Origin of the sequence: Pseudomonas sp. P867, from assembly GCF_019891455.1 — a bacterium.
GTDB lineage: Bacteria > Pseudomonadota > Gammaproteobacteria > Pseudomonadales > Pseudomonadaceae > Aquipseudomonas > Aquipseudomonas synxantha_A.
Genome location: NZ_JAFLXB010000006.1, coordinates 89,632 through 105,427 on the forward strand (window position 1 = coordinate 89,632; position 15,796 = coordinate 105,427).

The 15,796-nt window shown below is 54.9% G+C and carries 8 protein-coding genes; 3 read left to right on the top strand and 5 right to left on the bottom strand.

What is annotated here, in order from left to right:
- Positions 1–619: 619 nt before the first annotated feature.
- The 4 genes from J1G33_RS13110 to J1G33_RS13125 all read right to left on the bottom strand — a co-directional run bounded on the left by J1G33_RS13110 (position 620) and on the right by J1G33_RS13125 (position 6,679).
- Positions 620–952 carry a hypothetical protein gene (locus J1G33_RS13110; protein ID WP_223018195.1) on the bottom strand — a complete coding sequence of 111 codons (333 nt, stop codon included), beginning with the start codon at positions 950–952 and terminating at the stop codon, positions 620–622.
- Positions 949–5,580, bottom strand: a complete 4,632-nt coding sequence (locus tag J1G33_RS13115; protein ID WP_223018196.1) for an RHS repeat-associated core domain-containing protein — start codon at positions 5,578–5,580, stop codon at positions 949–951. Before J1G33_RS13115 ends, J1G33_RS13110 begins: the two co-directional genes overlap by 4 nt.
- Before the next feature lie 135 nt (positions 5,581–5,715).
- A complete protein-coding gene (locus tag J1G33_RS13120) occupies positions 5,716–6,096 on the bottom strand; it encodes a MerR family transcriptional regulator (RefSeq protein WP_148853991.1) in 381 nt (126 codons plus the stop codon).
- Positions 6,035–6,679 (bottom strand): NAD(P)H-dependent oxidoreductase, encoded by a 645-nt coding sequence (locus J1G33_RS13125; RefSeq protein ID WP_223018197.1) that lies wholly within the window; start codon positions 6,677–6,679, stop codon positions 6,035–6,037. Before J1G33_RS13125 ends, J1G33_RS13120 begins: the two co-directional genes overlap by 62 nt.
- A gap of 183 nt (positions 6,680–6,862) precedes the next feature.
- On the opposite strand from J1G33_RS13125, the gene J1G33_RS13130 reads away from it, so the two are divergent.
- On the top strand, positions 6,863–7,894 hold the full coding sequence (locus J1G33_RS13130; protein WP_032879268.1) for a PDDEXK nuclease domain-containing protein: 1,032 nt from the start codon (positions 6,863–6,865) through the stop codon (positions 7,892–7,894).
- Between the two features lie 60 nt (positions 7,895–7,954).
- Here J1G33_RS13130 and ycaC read toward each other — a convergent pair whose 3' ends face one another.
- Positions 7,955–8,587, bottom strand: a complete 633-nt coding sequence (gene ycaC, locus J1G33_RS13135) for an isochorismate family cysteine hydrolase YcaC (RefSeq protein ID WP_032879270.1) — start codon at positions 8,585–8,587, stop codon at positions 7,955–7,957.
- Between the two features lie 506 nt (positions 8,588–9,093).
- Here ycaC and J1G33_RS13140 point away from each other — a divergent pair.
- Both J1G33_RS13140 and hhe read left to right on the top strand, forming a co-directional pair.
- Entirely contained in the window at positions 9,094–9,330 is a 237-nt protein-coding gene (locus tag J1G33_RS13140) for a hypothetical protein (RefSeq protein WP_032879272.1), read from the top strand.
- A 694-nt stretch (positions 9,331–10,024) separates the two neighbouring features.
- Positions 10,025–15,769, top strand: a complete 5,745-nt coding sequence (hhe, locus tag J1G33_RS13145; RefSeq protein WP_347709536.1) for a DUF4011 domain-containing anti-phage protein Hhe — start codon at positions 10,025–10,027, stop codon at positions 15,767–15,769.
- Positions 15,770–15,796: the final 27 nt, after the last annotated feature.

Below are 15,796 nucleotides of genomic sequence, written 5' to 3' on the forward strand. Positions count from 1 at the left end.
CGGGATTGATCTGATAACGCGTGCTGCGGCCGCCTCCGGGGAGGCGTGTCAGGTAGTTTTTTCCAGTAGGTCGGCCAGGTGGCGTGTTGTTGATTCATAAGGGGACGCCTGGGGGCGTGTGAGCCGAATAGAGAGAGTATTCGGCTCATTTTGTGAGCTGATTGTGCTTTGTATTCGGCTCATCGTCGAGGCGCTACTGGGCCACAGAGTGCGTTCTCAGGGGGGCGTTTGATATTCAACGGAAGCTGACGTCGATTCTGTCGACTTTTAGTTTTATGAAGCGCTCGTTACATTCAGGATGGTCGTAGTGAATGTCCTCATCGTTTAATGAGACGAAGCTGTGAAATTGTGTGTCGCGTAGGTTTCCATAAAGTAGGTAAGCATATCCGGGATTTGTCTTTTCAATCAGTGGTGTTCTCGGTTCAACCCTTTCAATCTCGTAATCGTCAGATAGATTCATTGTCAGCTCGACGTCATACGTCTTTCCGACTTCTATCTCATGTGGGGAATAGCTGACGAAGCAATTAATGATGACTCCCTCGATGAGCAGTATTACGTCCTCTTCTATATGGATACTGGTTTCTATAACTCGTGCTTTCTTTAATTTCACGTCTAGTGCCTAGAAGTAGAAAAAAACACCGGTTTTTCTATCGATAGCTAACTGGGTTAAATGGATTATTTTTTCTAATAGTTCGGGGTTTTCAGGCAAGGATTTTTTTTTTAAAATTCTTAGCATTTCGGTGAGCTCTTCGGAAGTGTTAATGTGTTCGTCCTCATAGTCATCGATGATCTTTTTTAAAGAATCATTGATCTCCTCGTATATTCCCGATTTCAAGAGTTGTTGGTGCTCTATGCTTGTGAGGACCACACGCTCCATCTGGTCGTTTGGGCACGCATTTAGGTCTAGCAAAAACATGGCTTCGCCAGTCAAGGGCGTACAAATCAATTTCATCGAGAATTTCCTTTTTTAAAATGTGTGACTTCATTGTATTCGCTTTGTGTTCTTCCCATCTGTTTGCCAGAAGAGGAGGTTTTGTTGTTGGGGATTGCTCCGGCTAAACTAAGATAACGCCTGGATCCCGGCAAGGACGGGTCGTGAATTCTAAAGTAATTACCATTAAGGTCCTCCACTATTTCAATCCCGCTCTGAGGGTTTTTGTATATTTTCTTTCCTTTATCTGTAGTTATTACTATCGGGTCAGGTCCAGCAAATTTAACGATATTTTCGTTCAGGTCAGCGGTCTGCCAATTGGCCGAGTACCGGGCTGCTCGCTGTGCTCCTCCTGCTTTTGGTAGCTCTGGTTGACCCTCATTAACTCGAACTGCCTGGGCTGATTCACGCGCTTCAATCTCGGGCTTACAGCCATCTTCACCGGGGCATGCATTTAGACCTAGTGGATCCACCCATCCCGTCGGATTGGGTACATACCGGTACCCATTGACCCCACCCGCCAACTTCACCGGATCCGGCGTCAGGTAACGACCAATATCTGGATTGTAGTAGCGATGGCGGTTGTAGTGCAGCCCGCTTTCTTGGTCGAAATACTGTCCTTGGAAACGCAGCGGATTTTCGATTTTACCCACGTCGAGGCGGGCGATCTGGCCGTAGGCGCGGTAGTGGGCGGACCAGACGATTTCGCCCTCGGGGCTGGTCAGTTCCTGCGGTGTGCCGAGGTGGTCGAGTTGGTAGTGGTAGGGTGTTGTGGCTTGTGGTCCGTAGCCTTCCAGCAGTGCCAGCGGGCGGAAGCTGTTGGGCTCGTAGATATAACTGTGATGACAGTCCCCATGGTGCTCGGCAATCAGCTTGTCGCCTTGCCAGAAAAACTCCGTGGTTATGTCATCCACGGTCTTGCTGACACGCCGGCCAAACGGGTCATAGCGATAACTAGCGGTTTCGCCGTTCGGCTTTGTGATGGTGATTAACCGATGCTGGCAGTCGTAGCGATATTCGGTGACGAGTTGATGGCCTTTGCCGCGCCGTTCGCGGATCAGGTTGCCGAAGGCGTCGTAGTCGTAATGGCGGTCGCCCTGGATCATCAGGCGGTTGCCGGCAACGATGTCCGGGCCGGGGCGGTCTTGCATCAGCAGGTTGCCCGCCGGGTCGTGGGCAAAGCGCTCCTGGACGTCTTGGGAATGATCGGCGCGGGTCAGACGATTCAGTGGGTCGTAGCGGTAAAGGTGTTCGCCTTTTCGGCTGTCGAGCAGGCGGGTGAGGGTGCCGCTTTTGTCGTAGTCGTATTGGCGTTGGTAGAGGTAGTTTTGCTGCTGCGTAACGGCGTGGGCGTGTAGGCGGTTTTGCTCGTCGTAGTGATAGTGGCTGAGCAGTTGACCTTGTTGGCGTTGGTGTTCGCGGCCGCTCTTGAATAAATGTGCAGTGAGCACCTCACCATTGAGCTCGACCGTAGCGAGATGGCCTCCCTTGTCATGGTTGAAGGTGAGGCGGTTGTTGTCGGGCAGGCGCAGTTTTTGTAGTTGGCCGCAGGCGTCGTAACCGTAGCGCAAGGTGCCCCAGCCTTGGTGTTCGGCGGTCAGGCGGTTTTGGCGGTCGTATTCGTAGGCCAACGCCCAGTGGCCGTCTTCGACGCTGAGGAGATTGCCTTGGCGGTCGTAGGCATAGTCGACAACGCTGGCATCAGGCAGGGTTTTTCGTACGAGGCGACCGGCGTGGTCGCGCTCGTAACGGGTCACTAGCTGACTGCCGTCGTCGCCGTGTTCGGTCTTTTCCAGCAGGTTGCCGTTGAGGTCGTAGACGTAGGCGGTGCGTTGGCCGTCGAAGCCGGTTTCCTGTTGGATCAGGCCGTTGGGGTGGTAGTCGAGTTGGTAGGTTTCGCCGACTTCGTTTTCGATTTCGGTCAGCAGCAGCCGAACATTGTCGTAGCGATACTTGACCTGGGTGCCGTCGGCGTTGATGCGGCGGCTGATCAGGTGCAGGCCATTGGCATATTCGTAGCGGGTGACGTGGCCGAGCTCATCGCGTTCGGCGATGATTTTTCCGTAGGGGTTGTAGCTGAACTCTCGTGTGGCGCCGCCTGGCAAGGCGAGGCGAATCAACCTACCGACGCTGTCCCATTCATAGACTGTCTGCGCGCCGTGTGCATCCTCACGGGCAATCTGTCGGCCTAAATCGTCATAGCGATAACGCTTGATCCCGCCATTGGGCAATTGCTCTTCCAGCAACTGCCCACGCTCATTCCACACCAGCCGATGGCAACTGTGATCCGGGTACCAAACTCCGGTCAGTTGCCCGTGTTTGTTGTAGCTGTAATCGGTAACCTCGCCGTCAGGATCGATCCTACGCGTAACATCGCCTTGCTCATTACGCTCGTATTTCCAGACAGCCTCGCCGCGCCTTACAACCCGTACGAAGCCGTTGTCATGTTCGTAGGAGGTCGGCTCATCATCCCCGGGAAACAACGCCACCAAGCGTCCGGCTTCGTCGTACTGATACGCCGTCACCGCGCCCAGCGGATCCTGCTCGACGGTCAGCCGCCCCTTGGCATCGTAGGATTTGAAATGCTGCGCGCCGTCCGGATCGATGCGCTTAACCAACCGCGCCCGGTCGTCGTGGACATACACTTCCTGGCTGCCGTCGGCGTTATGCACGGTGACACGGCCGTCATCCCCCCAGGCATAGCGCGTGTCCATCTGCGAAAAACTTGCCCAATGCCGGACACAGCGTGCCGCCTTGCCGGCGCCTCTCCACTCCCAAAAGAAACTCGCCCCACCGGCCAACTGCCGCTCAACAATGACGTGCTGATCGTCGTATCGATAACGCTCGCTTTCCCCGACAGCATTGGTCGCGCAAACCAGTCGTCCGTCTTCGTCATAGGCGTAGGAAACAACGTTCTGCTCGGTTTCCCAGACGTAGGGCTCACGCCCTTTGGCGCGATGCACCTGGTAGTCCACCGCCACGATTCGATCCAGCTCATAACGCAGCAGCAGCGAGCGACCAGCACCGTTATCCAGCCGCTCGATCCGCCCGGAAGGATCACGGCAAATGCGCAGGCGGTTGTCATACGCATCGCTGATCGCAGTCAGTACACCGTCGCGAAAGTGATAGAACCGCGACGCCTGGGCCAGCACTAACTCATCAGGAGCCGAGCCCAAGTAGATCGCCGCTTCCGCCAGGCTGTTGGTAATCGCAGGCCGAGCAGAAGTCGGCAAGGGCAGGGTGGTCGAGCGGTTCTCATGGTCGGTCCACACCACCGAATCGCCCGACACACAAAGCCTGTGCGCCAGCGCATGACTCCAGCCAAACCCCAACCCGCAATCCACATCCACCGCACTGGTGCGATACAGCCGCGTCCACTCAAACGGCAAGATCCCGTCCAGCGCACCATCGGTAAGAGTGAGCAATTCTTCCCCGGTGACCATCGACACTGGGCAGCCGTTGGTGACCGTCTTGTCCGCTGGCGTCGCCGCGTCTCCCTTCGGATTCGACGCCATGACCGGCACATCATCCACACGCTCTTTTTGCGTCAGCACCGCGTTCTGCCGCGCCCGCCAGCGCATCTGCATCGTGCCTTGTTTCACCCAGCCGACCACACCGCGAACCGCCACCGCTTTATAATGGTCGACCGCTTGCATGAACTTGGTGAGAATTGCCAGCACCCCCTTCACGAAGCCCACGGCAGCCTTAAGAATTTGTGCGCCATGCTTGACCAGGCGAACGCTCAAATACGCCACGCCCGCTGCCGGCAACGCGATGGTCAACACCGCGCCAATCACCAGGTCAATCAGCAACGACACCATAAAACCTGCGGCCGCTTGCGCAACTTCACGGGGCGGTAACGCGTCCAGCCAGATCATGGCGGTGCGCAGTAACAGGTACAGCGCCGCCTCGTCACTGGCGAGCAACATCGCCTGTTCCATGACCTTGGGCGCATCGGTGGCGATCTGCGCCAACTTGGCCGCCTCGCTACCCAGTTGCTCGACGTACTTCAGCGGGTCTTCAAGCATCGCCTGCACCAGCTTGATGCTGTCCCACACATCCGTGATCGCCGCCCAACTGCCCGCCAGCACGCCGCTGCCAATCGCGCTGGCAGTAGAGCGTTCCCAGTGGGGTTTGAAGTCTTTCCACTGTGACCGAAGCCACTGTTCCAAGTCCGCCGTCAGCCCTGCATAGGAGGTAAACAAGGCCTCCACTTGCTGCGCTGAAACACCGCCCTGAACCCGCACCTCATAGCGCCCGCCAGCGGCGCAGTAGTGCGAACCCTTGCCGTGTTCATCGAGCATCACCCGCGTGGAACTGCCGTCATCCAGGCCGATCACCTCAACCGGGATGTCGCCAATTGGTACGTCATACGCTGATTCGAATTTGCTCTCGATCTCCAGCACGCCACCCACCGGGCAACGGGCCACGGTGGAGAAATCTGCATCGGTAATGCTCACCGAACGCTGCGAATCCCCAACCCGCAACACTCGGTCCATGCCCAGCAACGACGGCATATCCGTTGCATGGCTTACTGAATCCAGCGCACGCGAATACCAGGCACCCATCTGCTGGCGGTACTCCACCAGGCTCTGATGGAAGCCATCCAGCTCATGTTCGATAGAGGCGATGTGGGAGGCGTGAGTCATCCATGACGTCTCGGCAGAAGGCAAGGCGTCGGAGTCTGCCGCAGCGAAAAGCGGCTGGATGAACGGTTTGGAAAATCAGATTGCCCTTACACGGGGCTCGCAAAAGTCAGCGGCAACTCATGCGTAAGGGCTACTTCAAATGGCGACACTACTGATTGACGAGCAGTGCCCTTGGGCATCTTTCAGTTGGGTTTCAAACTTAATCAAGCCCGCCTGCATCCGTTGCAACACGGTGATTTGCGCGGCCAGCGCTTGCTTCTTGTTGGTGATGGCTTGGTCCGCCCTGTCCCAGGGAAAGGCGTCACCGTCGTACCCCAGCAAAATCTCCTGCAACTCCTTGAGTTTGAACCCGAGCTGCTGGGCGCATTTGATAAAGGTCAGTCGCTCTACGCTCTGCGCCGTATAAACTCGATAGCCACCAAGGCGTTGCGGCTCGGGCATCAATCCAATCGCCTCATAGTGACGAATCGCCTTGATGGTCGTGCCGGACAACTGCGCGGTTTTGCCGATGTACATGAAAATTCCCTTTCTCAAATAATGCGCCGGCCTGTTTCAGCCACCGGGCCCGCTGCGTCAACGTAGAGCCCAGCACGGGGCCAAACAGCAGCGTCTTGCTCGGTGTGATGCCGCACAGCGCCAGCGTGGTGCGACGCATCTGGTGGATGGCCGGCATGCGGTAGACCCAGCGGTAATACCACGCCGGCGTGTCCAGGGTCACTAACAAGTGCGCGCTTCGGCCCTTGAGCAGCTTGTCAGGGAATGCCTTGCCTGCGCGGTATTTGAAGGCGAAGCCGGGTAGGAAAACTCGGTCGATAAAGCCTTTCATCAGTGCCGGGATACCACCCCACCAAACAGGGAAAACCCATGTGAGGTGCTCGGCCCAAAGGATGTCGGCTTGGGCGCTGAGCAAGTCGGGTTCCAGTGTTTGGGCCTCGGTATAACCGTGGTGAAGAATCGGGTCGAATGTGAGGTTGCCCAGGTGCAGGATGCGTACTTCGTGACCTGCCGTTTTCGCAGCGTGGATATAGGTCTGCGCCATGGCTGAACAAAAACTATCGGTGGACGGATGGCCGAGAATGACCAGGATGCGCTGACTCATGCTGAAGGCTCCTGAAATGGGCGTTCAGGGTAGGGGGTGCCGTATAGGGGAGAGTCAAGGGCCACAGCCAGTGCCAGCAGGACCTTTCTGCAGGGTACGCAGGACGCGTCCGAGAGTACTCATGAGCGCTTGTGACGGCACAGCGGGCTAACTAGCCTGCTGAAAACACAAGAGTAAAAAGGCATGAGCGAGACCTCCATCGGGTTGACGGCACCTCCAGAGGGCTACAGTGATTGGCTGACAGACCTCAAGGGCCGTATCCATAACGCACAGCAGCGTGCGTCAATCGCGGTCAATCGTGAACTGGTGCTGCTCTACTGGCAGATCGGTCGCGATATTTTGACCCGTCAGAACGATCAAGGCTGGGGTAGCAAAGTGATCGACCGCCTTGCGCAGGATCTGCGGGCGGCCTTTCCAGACATCAAGGGTTTTTCGCCGCGCAATCTGAAGTACATGCGTGCTTTTGCCGAGGCGTGGCCGGATTCGGAGTTTGTGCAAGGGGTGCTTGCACAATTACCTTGGTACCATCAAATCGCGCTATTGGACAAACTTCCCGGTCCCGAAACGCGACGTTGGTACGTCTCCCAAACGATCAAGCACAACTGGTCACGCAACACGCTGGTGATGCACATTGAAAACCGTTTGCTGGAACGCAGTGGCAAGGCCGTCAGTAACTTTGAAAGCCATCTGCCCAAAGCCCAATCCGATCTGGCGCGTGAAACCCTCAAGGACCCATATCGCTTTGATTTCCTCAGCCTGGGCCTGAACGCGCAAGAGCGTGATATTGAAAACGCCCTGATCAAGCATGTCACCGACTTCTTATTGGAATTGGGCGCAGGCTTTGCCTTCGTAGGCCGGCAAGTGCTGCTGAATGTGGGCGGTGATGAATTCTTCGTCGACCTGCTGTTCTATCACTTGAAGCTGCGTTGCTACGTGGTGATCGAACTCAAGGCTGGCAAGTTCAAGCCCGAACATCTGGGCAAACTGAGCTTCTACCTCGCAGCTGTGGATGCCGAGATAAAGCACCCACAGGATGGCCCGACGATTGGTCTGTTGTTGTGCAAAGGTAAAAATGAGGTGGTGGCTGAATATGCACTGCGCGATAACAACCGACCTATCGGCGTGGCGGAATATCAATTGGTGGAATCTTTGCCCGCAGAATTGCAAACCAGTTTGCCGAGTATTGAGCAGATCGAACGGGAGTTGGCGGGCTAGGGGCGGGCAAGCAATGGAAAAAGCCTGCTTTTCAGGGCAGGCTTATCACGCTGGGTTTGCTTATTTCTGATGAGCTGTCAGCGCCGCGTAACCGTTCATCAAGTTGCGATAGTTGGGAATCCGCTGGGACAACAGGTTACCCAGGCCTTCGATATCGTTGCGCCAGTCGCGGTGCAGCTCACACGCCACCGAGAACCAGTTCATCAACTGCGCACCGGCCTGCGTCATCCGGCTCCACGCCGCCTGCTGCACCGTGGTGTTGAACGTGCCGGACGCATCCGTCACCACAAACACCTCAAAGCCTTCCGCCAGCGCCGACAAGGTCGGGAACGCCACGCACACATCCGTCACCACACCGGCAATGATGATCTGCTTGCGCCCGGTGGCCTTGATCGCCTTGACGAAGTCTTCGTTGTCCCAGGCATTGATCTGACCAGGGCGAGCGATATACGGCGCTTCCGGGAACATTTCCTTCAACTCTGGCACCAGCGGGCCATTGGGGCCTTGCTCGAAGCTGGTGGTGAGGATGGTCGGCAGGTTGAAGAACTTGGCCAGGTCAGCTAAGGCCAACACGTTGTTCTTGAACTCGTTGGGCGAGAAGTCCTGCACCAGGGAAATCAAGCCGGTTTGGTGATCGACCAGCAGAACGATAGCGTCGTCTTTGTTCAAGCGGTTGTAGGTGGGAGCGCTCATGGTTGAATCCTTTTTTGTTTAGGTTGGTTGGGCGTTGCGTTCAACATGGGCACAGATTAATGGGTGGGTGGCGGGGGATAAATCGGGTGTGACGAGTCTTACTGTCAACTTAAAGGAGACAAAGAGCGAGCGATTGGGGGCGCCGTACTAATGCGCATAACGCGAATGAATTGCCTGATTTTGAGTAGCCAGCAGGTACGATCCCTTTCATTTGCAGGACGTTTCCGAGAGAATCCCAACCGCTTGCGCCAGTGGAATTGGGTGACTAGGCTGCTGACCGTCACTGCTAATTCAGTGATCGGGTTTAGTCGCCCGGACCTCGCTAGGCGCACGCGCCATCCCAAAGACAGGTGTCTTCTCGCCTGCACTTTATGGTGGCTGTGCGCAGGGCACCCTCGGGTGCGCCGGTGCCTAGCGGCCGGTCGACTAACCTGCGTACAGCCGCCACCTCTGCTCGTTTAGTCGCGAAAGGACGGTGGTAGTCACTTACTGCTAGGAGTTTTGCTATGGATAACGTTCGTTCAGATACGCTGTCGTCACACCCGACCAACTCATTCACGGTCAATGAAGATCTGAGCTTTGAGGATGCCTGGGTGCAGGTGGCTGAGCTGCTGCATTGTGCGCTGGCTACGTCACGGGTGATCGGCGAGTCAGTGGCTGCGCCGCAGAGGGCGGTGATGCATCTGGTGGAGATGGCGAAGATGGTGGCGGATAGGGCTGTGGAGTGTTTGCAGCCTAAATAACGCCTATTGAAGGATGGGTAGGATACCTGCCCGCCTTTGTTGACGATTCAATTGTCCAGCAGCTGCTGGAGAATTGAACTGTATTCTTACAGGCATTAAAAAGCCGGCTTGTGGTTAGCTTTTTATTGATATAGGTATTTGAAAATCAATAATTTGTCGTTTTTATGAAACCATCTTTTCCCCCCTCTGTTCCCCCACTTTTTGTTATTTTTACCTGGTTTTTTTCCGGCAAAAAGCCGGCTTTTTTGGTCGGTTTTTGCTAGTTGAATTGAGCCTTCGTCGTGTGTTGTAAAAACGGTCGAGTAGGTTCAATGGAGTGACGTATTTTCGTGCTCAACTTAAGCTTTGCGCTTCTCCTCTGACGACGCGGCAAGATCAGATTGTTGGAAATTAGGAATCAACCTGAGCTAGAGCTTTTCAATAGTGTAGGTGGATTTGCTGACCAATCGTCGAGTAGGCGGGGATTTGTGCGGCGTCAAGGCACTTTGCCTTTACCTTGCTCCTTGTGCTGGATATTGTGACATCCATCAAATTCCAAGCAGGCCGCTGTTTCCCAAGGATGGCATCTCGAGCGCACCGAGAAATCGGCAGCGCCCCTACAAAGCCTCTCTTGTTATCGCGGCCAGCTGAAGCTGAGCATCGGCATTGCCATGCCCAGAAAAAATCATTAGGCAGTTGCCCCGAAAAATTAGCGGTGATCGACGTGAACTCAGGCCCTGAATCATTGGCTATCCAACGATATGAACTTGTTCTGCAATGGATACTAGAACTGGTCCCCGCAGACGGGACGGCCGTTGGCAACAAGTCACTCAGGGACCGGATCGATCGGCGAGCTGAGCTTCAGAATTTTGCCGTCTCTGAGGAAGAGTACTGGAGCCTGCGCGACGAGCTCATTACCAAGGGACTGCTCAATAAAGGCGGCGGCCGGGGTGGGTCGGTTTATCGGTTCGATACCGAGTCCAATGGGCGTTCAAAGTCCATTGATTCAGCGTCTCTTACCGATTGGGATGACCTTGATACACCCCCAAGCGAGATACCGGAAAGCCTGGAGAAGCTGAGAAGCAGGCTTCTCGACCTCAGCGCCCGCAATCGGCTGCTGAACTTTTCACATGCGCGCTCCAAACGTTTCGTACGGATTATTGATGAGTTGCCGGATCACCTGTTCGATACCTTGGCAGATGAAAAATCCATGCGGTTTGCTGCTGTGCCTGAACCAACGGAAAGGCAGCTTCTTACCCATGGCTTTTTAAAGCTGGACGAAAAGACAGGCACAGTTGTTGAGTTAAAGAAACAGCCTACGGCAGACGTCTGGGCGCAGATCCTGGGTATGGCGACCAGCTATGAGCTACCACTGCCTCCTGCAAGCGGGCAAACCGGTAAGCATTCTGACGACGCGATTCAGACGCTCTATTACCCCGCGGAGATGGAGTCGCGGCTACAGATTTTGTATACCCAGTCACGATCGGCTCTCGAGGAAACGGGCGCGAACATTCTTTATCTTGCGCTCGGGTTCCTGGAGTGGGATGACTCGGTCGCAGGTAAAGACAGCCGCCGCCTGGCGCCGCTGATGTTGGTGCCAGTAAACCTGGAGAAAGGTAAGCTCAATCCTCAAACCGCGACATTCGAATACCGCGTACATCCTACTGGAGAAGACATTCTTACCAACCTGTCATTGCGGGAAAAGCTTCGTGTTGATTTTGGTATCGCACTTCCGCGGATCACCGACGACAGCACGCCTGAGGAATACTTCGAACGCATTGTTGAAACGGTGCTGAAGGTCAAGCCTGACTGGAAAGTTCATCGTTATGCCTCGCTTGGCTTGTTCGAGTTTGGCAAGTTGATGATGTATCTCGACCTTGATCCAGGCCGTTGGAAAGACCAATCATTGCTGGATCATGGTCTGGTTAAACGGCTTACGGGAATGGACGGTTTGCCGGCCGATTCGTCAGGAAAACAAGGCGCATTTTGTGTCGAGCATTCAATCGACGACATTGATCAGGTTCACCTGCAGTTTCCTCTAATAGATGACGCTGACAGTTCTCAGCACAGCGCATTGATAGACGTGATTCGCGGGGATGACCTTGTGATCGAGGGGCCGCCCGGTACCGGTAAGTCTCAGACCATCACCAACATGATTGCTGCGGCGCTGGCCCAAGGCAAAAAAGTGTTGTTCGTTGCGGAGAAGCGCGCAGCGCTTGAGGTGGTCAAGACTCGACTGACAAGAGCAGGTTTGGGCGATTTTTGTCTGGAGTTGCATAGCCATAAGAGTCAAAAGAGCGCTGTTATCGACAGCATCCGGCAGCGGATTCAGAACAGCGGTGGCTTTCGCTCGCCCAAGCAGCTGACGGATCTGATTGCCAACTATGAGCGATTGAAGCAGCAACTCAACAAGCACGTGCATCACTTGCATGCCCAGTTCGAAGAGTCGGGGATGAGTGTTCACGAGGTGCTAATGCAGGCAACCCGTTTGCGTGAGGCATTGTCGATTAAACCTGCCGATCTGCATCCGCAGTCGGAGGCGCGAATCGATAAAACGCATTTGCAGGAGCAGGCCGGCTTTTATGCACACATCTATCGCAAGACGGCTGAGGAAGCTGGTCACACTGGCAAACTTGAAACGCACCCGTGGTTTGGTAGCACAAAAACTCGCGTGACTGGTGCTGAGCGCTCCGCACTTCTAGAAAATCTCTCTCTGGCTCAGCAGGCGCTGAATCGTCTCGCTGCTCTTCGTCCTCAATTAGCAGAACAGCTACAGGTATCTGTTCTGGAAACCTACAGCCCAGATCAGTTGCGAGGCTTAGCAGCTTCAATTCCGGTACTTGCATTACCTAAAGGTGATGAGGACTGGGATCTGTTGGGACGACTGGATATCGAGTCCTGTGAGGCACTGAAATTGTGGCTGCAAGGTATGGACTCCTTGTTGGACGAGCAAGGCGTACTAGCTCGATCGTTGCGCGCGGATGTTATTGGCTCTGGGCAAGCGATAGCCTCTATCAAAAAAGCCTGCGCGGCCATACGTCTGCATAACGGTGATGAGGCCCTATCCCTCAACGCCTTGCTGGATGTGATCGAAGAGGCTGAGGAGTTACTGGAACTGGCCCCACGTGTTCAAGTGCTAATTCGGCTGTTAGCGGAAGGGGCTGCGGTTCAAGGCTTACGAAGCGATTTTATCGGTATTGAGCAAGTTGTGCTCTTTCTGCAAATGCTCGCGGCGATGCCTGAGGATTTGGCATCTCTTCGCCATAAACGCTTCGAAGACGAGACCTTGGACAGTTTGCTCGTAGAGTTGGACAACGACATTCCGGTCATCAGGCAGTTGCAGGAGCAGGCTGCGAACCATTTCACTCTGGATCGATTGCCTAGTCTTACGCGACTGGAAGACTTGAATCGGGTTTTGGCAGATAAATCACTTTTTCGCTGGTTCAAGGGACAATGGCGCTCTGCTAAAGCCGAGATCTTGGCTATGGCGCGACCAGGGCTCAAGCTGAACCAGCTTCTGGCGGTCTTGCCAGATGTCATAGCTTATCTGAAAAGACACAGTGAACTGAGTGAAAGCAAAGTGCTCACCGAGAAGCTGGGTGAACACTTCCAAGGGCTTGATACTCCGATCGACGCACTCAAGCGCTTGCGGGGTTGGTACAAGTTCCTGCGTACAGAATGCGGACGTGGATTCGGTGCAAAAGTATGGGTTGCGGAGTACCTGCTTAAGACAGATGGGGCGCTACTGGCCGGCATTTCGAGCGATAGCGCAGAGCTCGAGCCCTACCTATTGGATGTTCTGGAGCATCGACTGGACCTGGAAGAGCTGTTGCCCTTTGACAGTCATGATTTGCGTTCGGAAGATTTGCTCGCTCCAGAGGGTCTGTATGCTCGCCTTATCAACGACATCGGAACCGCGCTGCGCTCGTTGTTACCCGTAATCAGCGAAGAGAAGCCCACGATGGGGCAAATACTGCTGCTGATTCAGTCGGTGGAAAGCTGGCAAGCCCGTTCGGCAGCACTGCAAAGCGACTCCGTGCTACAAACCTGCTTGCTGGGTGAAGAGCTTCCTCGAATAGACAATCTTTCAGCGGCCCGACCTCGTTTGACGACCTGGCGGCATACCGTTGCCTTCGTTCAGCCCATTTTGGCGTTGCCGATTCGGGATATTCTTATTCCACAGTTGACGGCGTGCATGCCCAAAGAAGCCGAGTCGCTGATTCTCCATTGGCATCAACAAGGTGCTGTACTCGCTCTAGCTGTAGAGGCCTGGGAGCAGTCCTTGGAAGCGTTTTTCCAAGGTGCTGCGGTTATTTCCGGTCAGTGGTGGCAGTCCATTGAGAAAGCAGATTTCGAGCCCATGGCCAGCCGTCTGACCTGGGCCGCTCAGAACCCCGATCTGCTCGACCATTGGTTCGAGTACCGCCGTTTGCGTTCGCACTTGGTTGAGCTGGGGTTCGAAACTGTCGTCGAAGCAATCGAAACGCAGAACCTGGTTTCTGAACGCTGCATCGATGCCTGTCTGCTCGGGCTTCTTGACAGCTGGGCCTTGCAAATCCTTGAGCTTGATCCCGCGCTGGGGCAGTTTTCGGGCAAAGAGCAGGAGGCCATTCGCGCTCGGTTCGCTGATATCGATGAGCAGCTCAAGCATCTTCAACGTGAGCAAGTTTCTTCACGTATCAGTCAGAACAAAATTCCTGTTGGAAATAGTCATGGTGCGGTCAGAGACTTTACACAATTGGCCTTGCTGCAGCGCGAGGCTGAGAAAAAGACACGGCATGTCCCGATCCGTAGCCTGATGAACCGTGCAGCCGAAGCGCTGCAAGGCCTCAAACCCTGCTTCATGATGTCGCCAATGGCTGTCGCTCAATACTTGCCGGCAGGGCACGTCGAGTTCGATTTGGTCGTAATGGATGAAGCATCCCAAATGCGCCCGGAAGAAGCATTGGGTAGCATCGCACGGGGTAAACAGCTAGTGGTCGTGGGTGACCCGAAACAGCTGCCGCCGACGAACTTCTTTTCCCGCAATGGTGGCGATTCGGATACCGATGAAGCTGATGTTTCATTGGCCGAGGACTCGGAAAGCATTTTGGAAGCAGCCATGCCGCTGTTCAAGCTGCGACGTCTACGTTGGCACTACCGTTCCCGTCACGAGAGCCTGATTGCTTTCTCCAACAAAGCCTTCTATGAAAGCAATTTGGTGGTGTACCCATCACCGCACCGTGAATCAACCGAATTTGGCGTCAAGTTTGTCAGAGTGCCTCGCGGGCGTTTTGTCGAGCAACGCAATATCGAAGAGGCCGAGGTTGTCGCCAAAGCCATCGAGCACCACGTTATTCACCGCCCTGATGAGTCGCTAGGTGTGGTGGCCATGAACGTCAAACAGGCTGATCAAATCGAGCGGATACTTGAGCATCTGGCCAAACAAAGCCCGCAACTGCAAATCGCATTGGACCGTAATCAAAGTCAGGATGAGCCACTGTTTATCAAGAACCTGGAAAACGTCCAGGGTGATGAGCGAGATGTTATTTACATCTCCGGCACCTACGGCCCTATGGAGGTAGGCGGTACCGTCCCTCAGCGTTTTGGCCCGATTAACGGTGCCAGCGGATGGCGACGTTTGAACGTGCTGTATACCCGCTCCAAGAAGCGCATGCAGGTGTTCTCCTCGTTTAGCTCGACCGATGTAGTGGTGACCGGTACTTCCAGCAGAGGCGTGCAGGCACTGCGTGATTTTCTGCATTTCGCTGAGTCCGGCCGCATGCCGCACGTCAAAGAGTCTGAACGTGCTCCCGACAGTGATTTCGAAGTGGCTGTCATTGAGATGCTGTCTCGTCATGGCTATCAATGCGAGCCCCAGGTTGGTGTTGCTGGTTTCTTCATTGATCTGGCGGTACGTGATCCAGGGCAGCCCGGTCGCTACCTGATGGGGATTGAATGCGACGGTGCGGCATATCATTCGGCCAAGTCAGCGCGTGACCGTGATCGTCTGCGTCAAAGCGTGTTGGAGCAATTGGGCTGGAATATTCGCCGCATTTGGTCGGTGGACTGGTTCCGTAATGCCCGTGTGCAAATCGAACCCATCCTTCAGGAGCTTGCGCGGTTGCGAACCGAGCCAGCTGTAGAGGTCGAGGGGGGGAGTACGGAATCTGAAGAGGTTTCGATCCAGCAAGTGGCAGATGAGCAGAGCGAGCACGCTGAGCGTATTACCCTTGAGGGTAACTACAGCCTGCGAGAGAAGTTGGTCTGGCTTGAAGAGAATGTGATCCGGCCGAATTTGCCAGAGATTCCTGTTAACCAGCGGCTATTGAGGCCAGCGATGTTGGAAGCATTGCTTGAGTTTCTTCCTGCAGACCGTATTGAATTTCAGCAGATGATTCCTGGGTATTTGCGTAATGGTACCCATGGTGCGGAAGGGCGGTATATCGACGATGTATTGCTTGTGATTGGCGAGCAGTGAGTCAGCGCCTAACAGTGGATGTTCAAG

Bases quoted from the DNA above. Each gene is read 5' to 3' on its own strand.
- J1G33_RS13110 (WP_223018195.1), bottom strand. From the start codon at position 952: ATGAAATTGATTTGTACGCCCTTGACTGGCGAAGCCATGTTTTTGCTA.
- J1G33_RS13115 (WP_223018196.1), bottom strand. From the start codon at position 5,580: ATGACTCACGCCTCCCACATCGCCTCTATCGAACATGAGCTGGATGGC.
- J1G33_RS13120 (WP_148853991.1), bottom strand. From the start codon at position 6,096: ATGTACATCGGCAAAACCGCGCAGTTGTCCGGCACGACCATCAAGGCG.
- J1G33_RS13125 (WP_223018197.1), bottom strand. From the start codon at position 6,679: ATGAGTCAGCGCATCCTGGTCATTCTCGGCCATCCGTCCACCGATAGT.
- J1G33_RS13130 (WP_032879268.1), top strand. From the start codon at position 6,863: ATGAGCGAGACCTCCATCGGGTTGACGGCACCTCCAGAGGGCTACAGT.
- ycaC (WP_032879270.1), bottom strand. From the start codon at position 8,587: ATGAGCGCTCCCACCTACAACCGCTTGAACAAAGACGACGCTATCGTT.
- J1G33_RS13140 (WP_032879272.1), top strand. From the start codon at position 9,094: ATGGATAACGTTCGTTCAGATACGCTGTCGTCACACCCGACCAACTCA.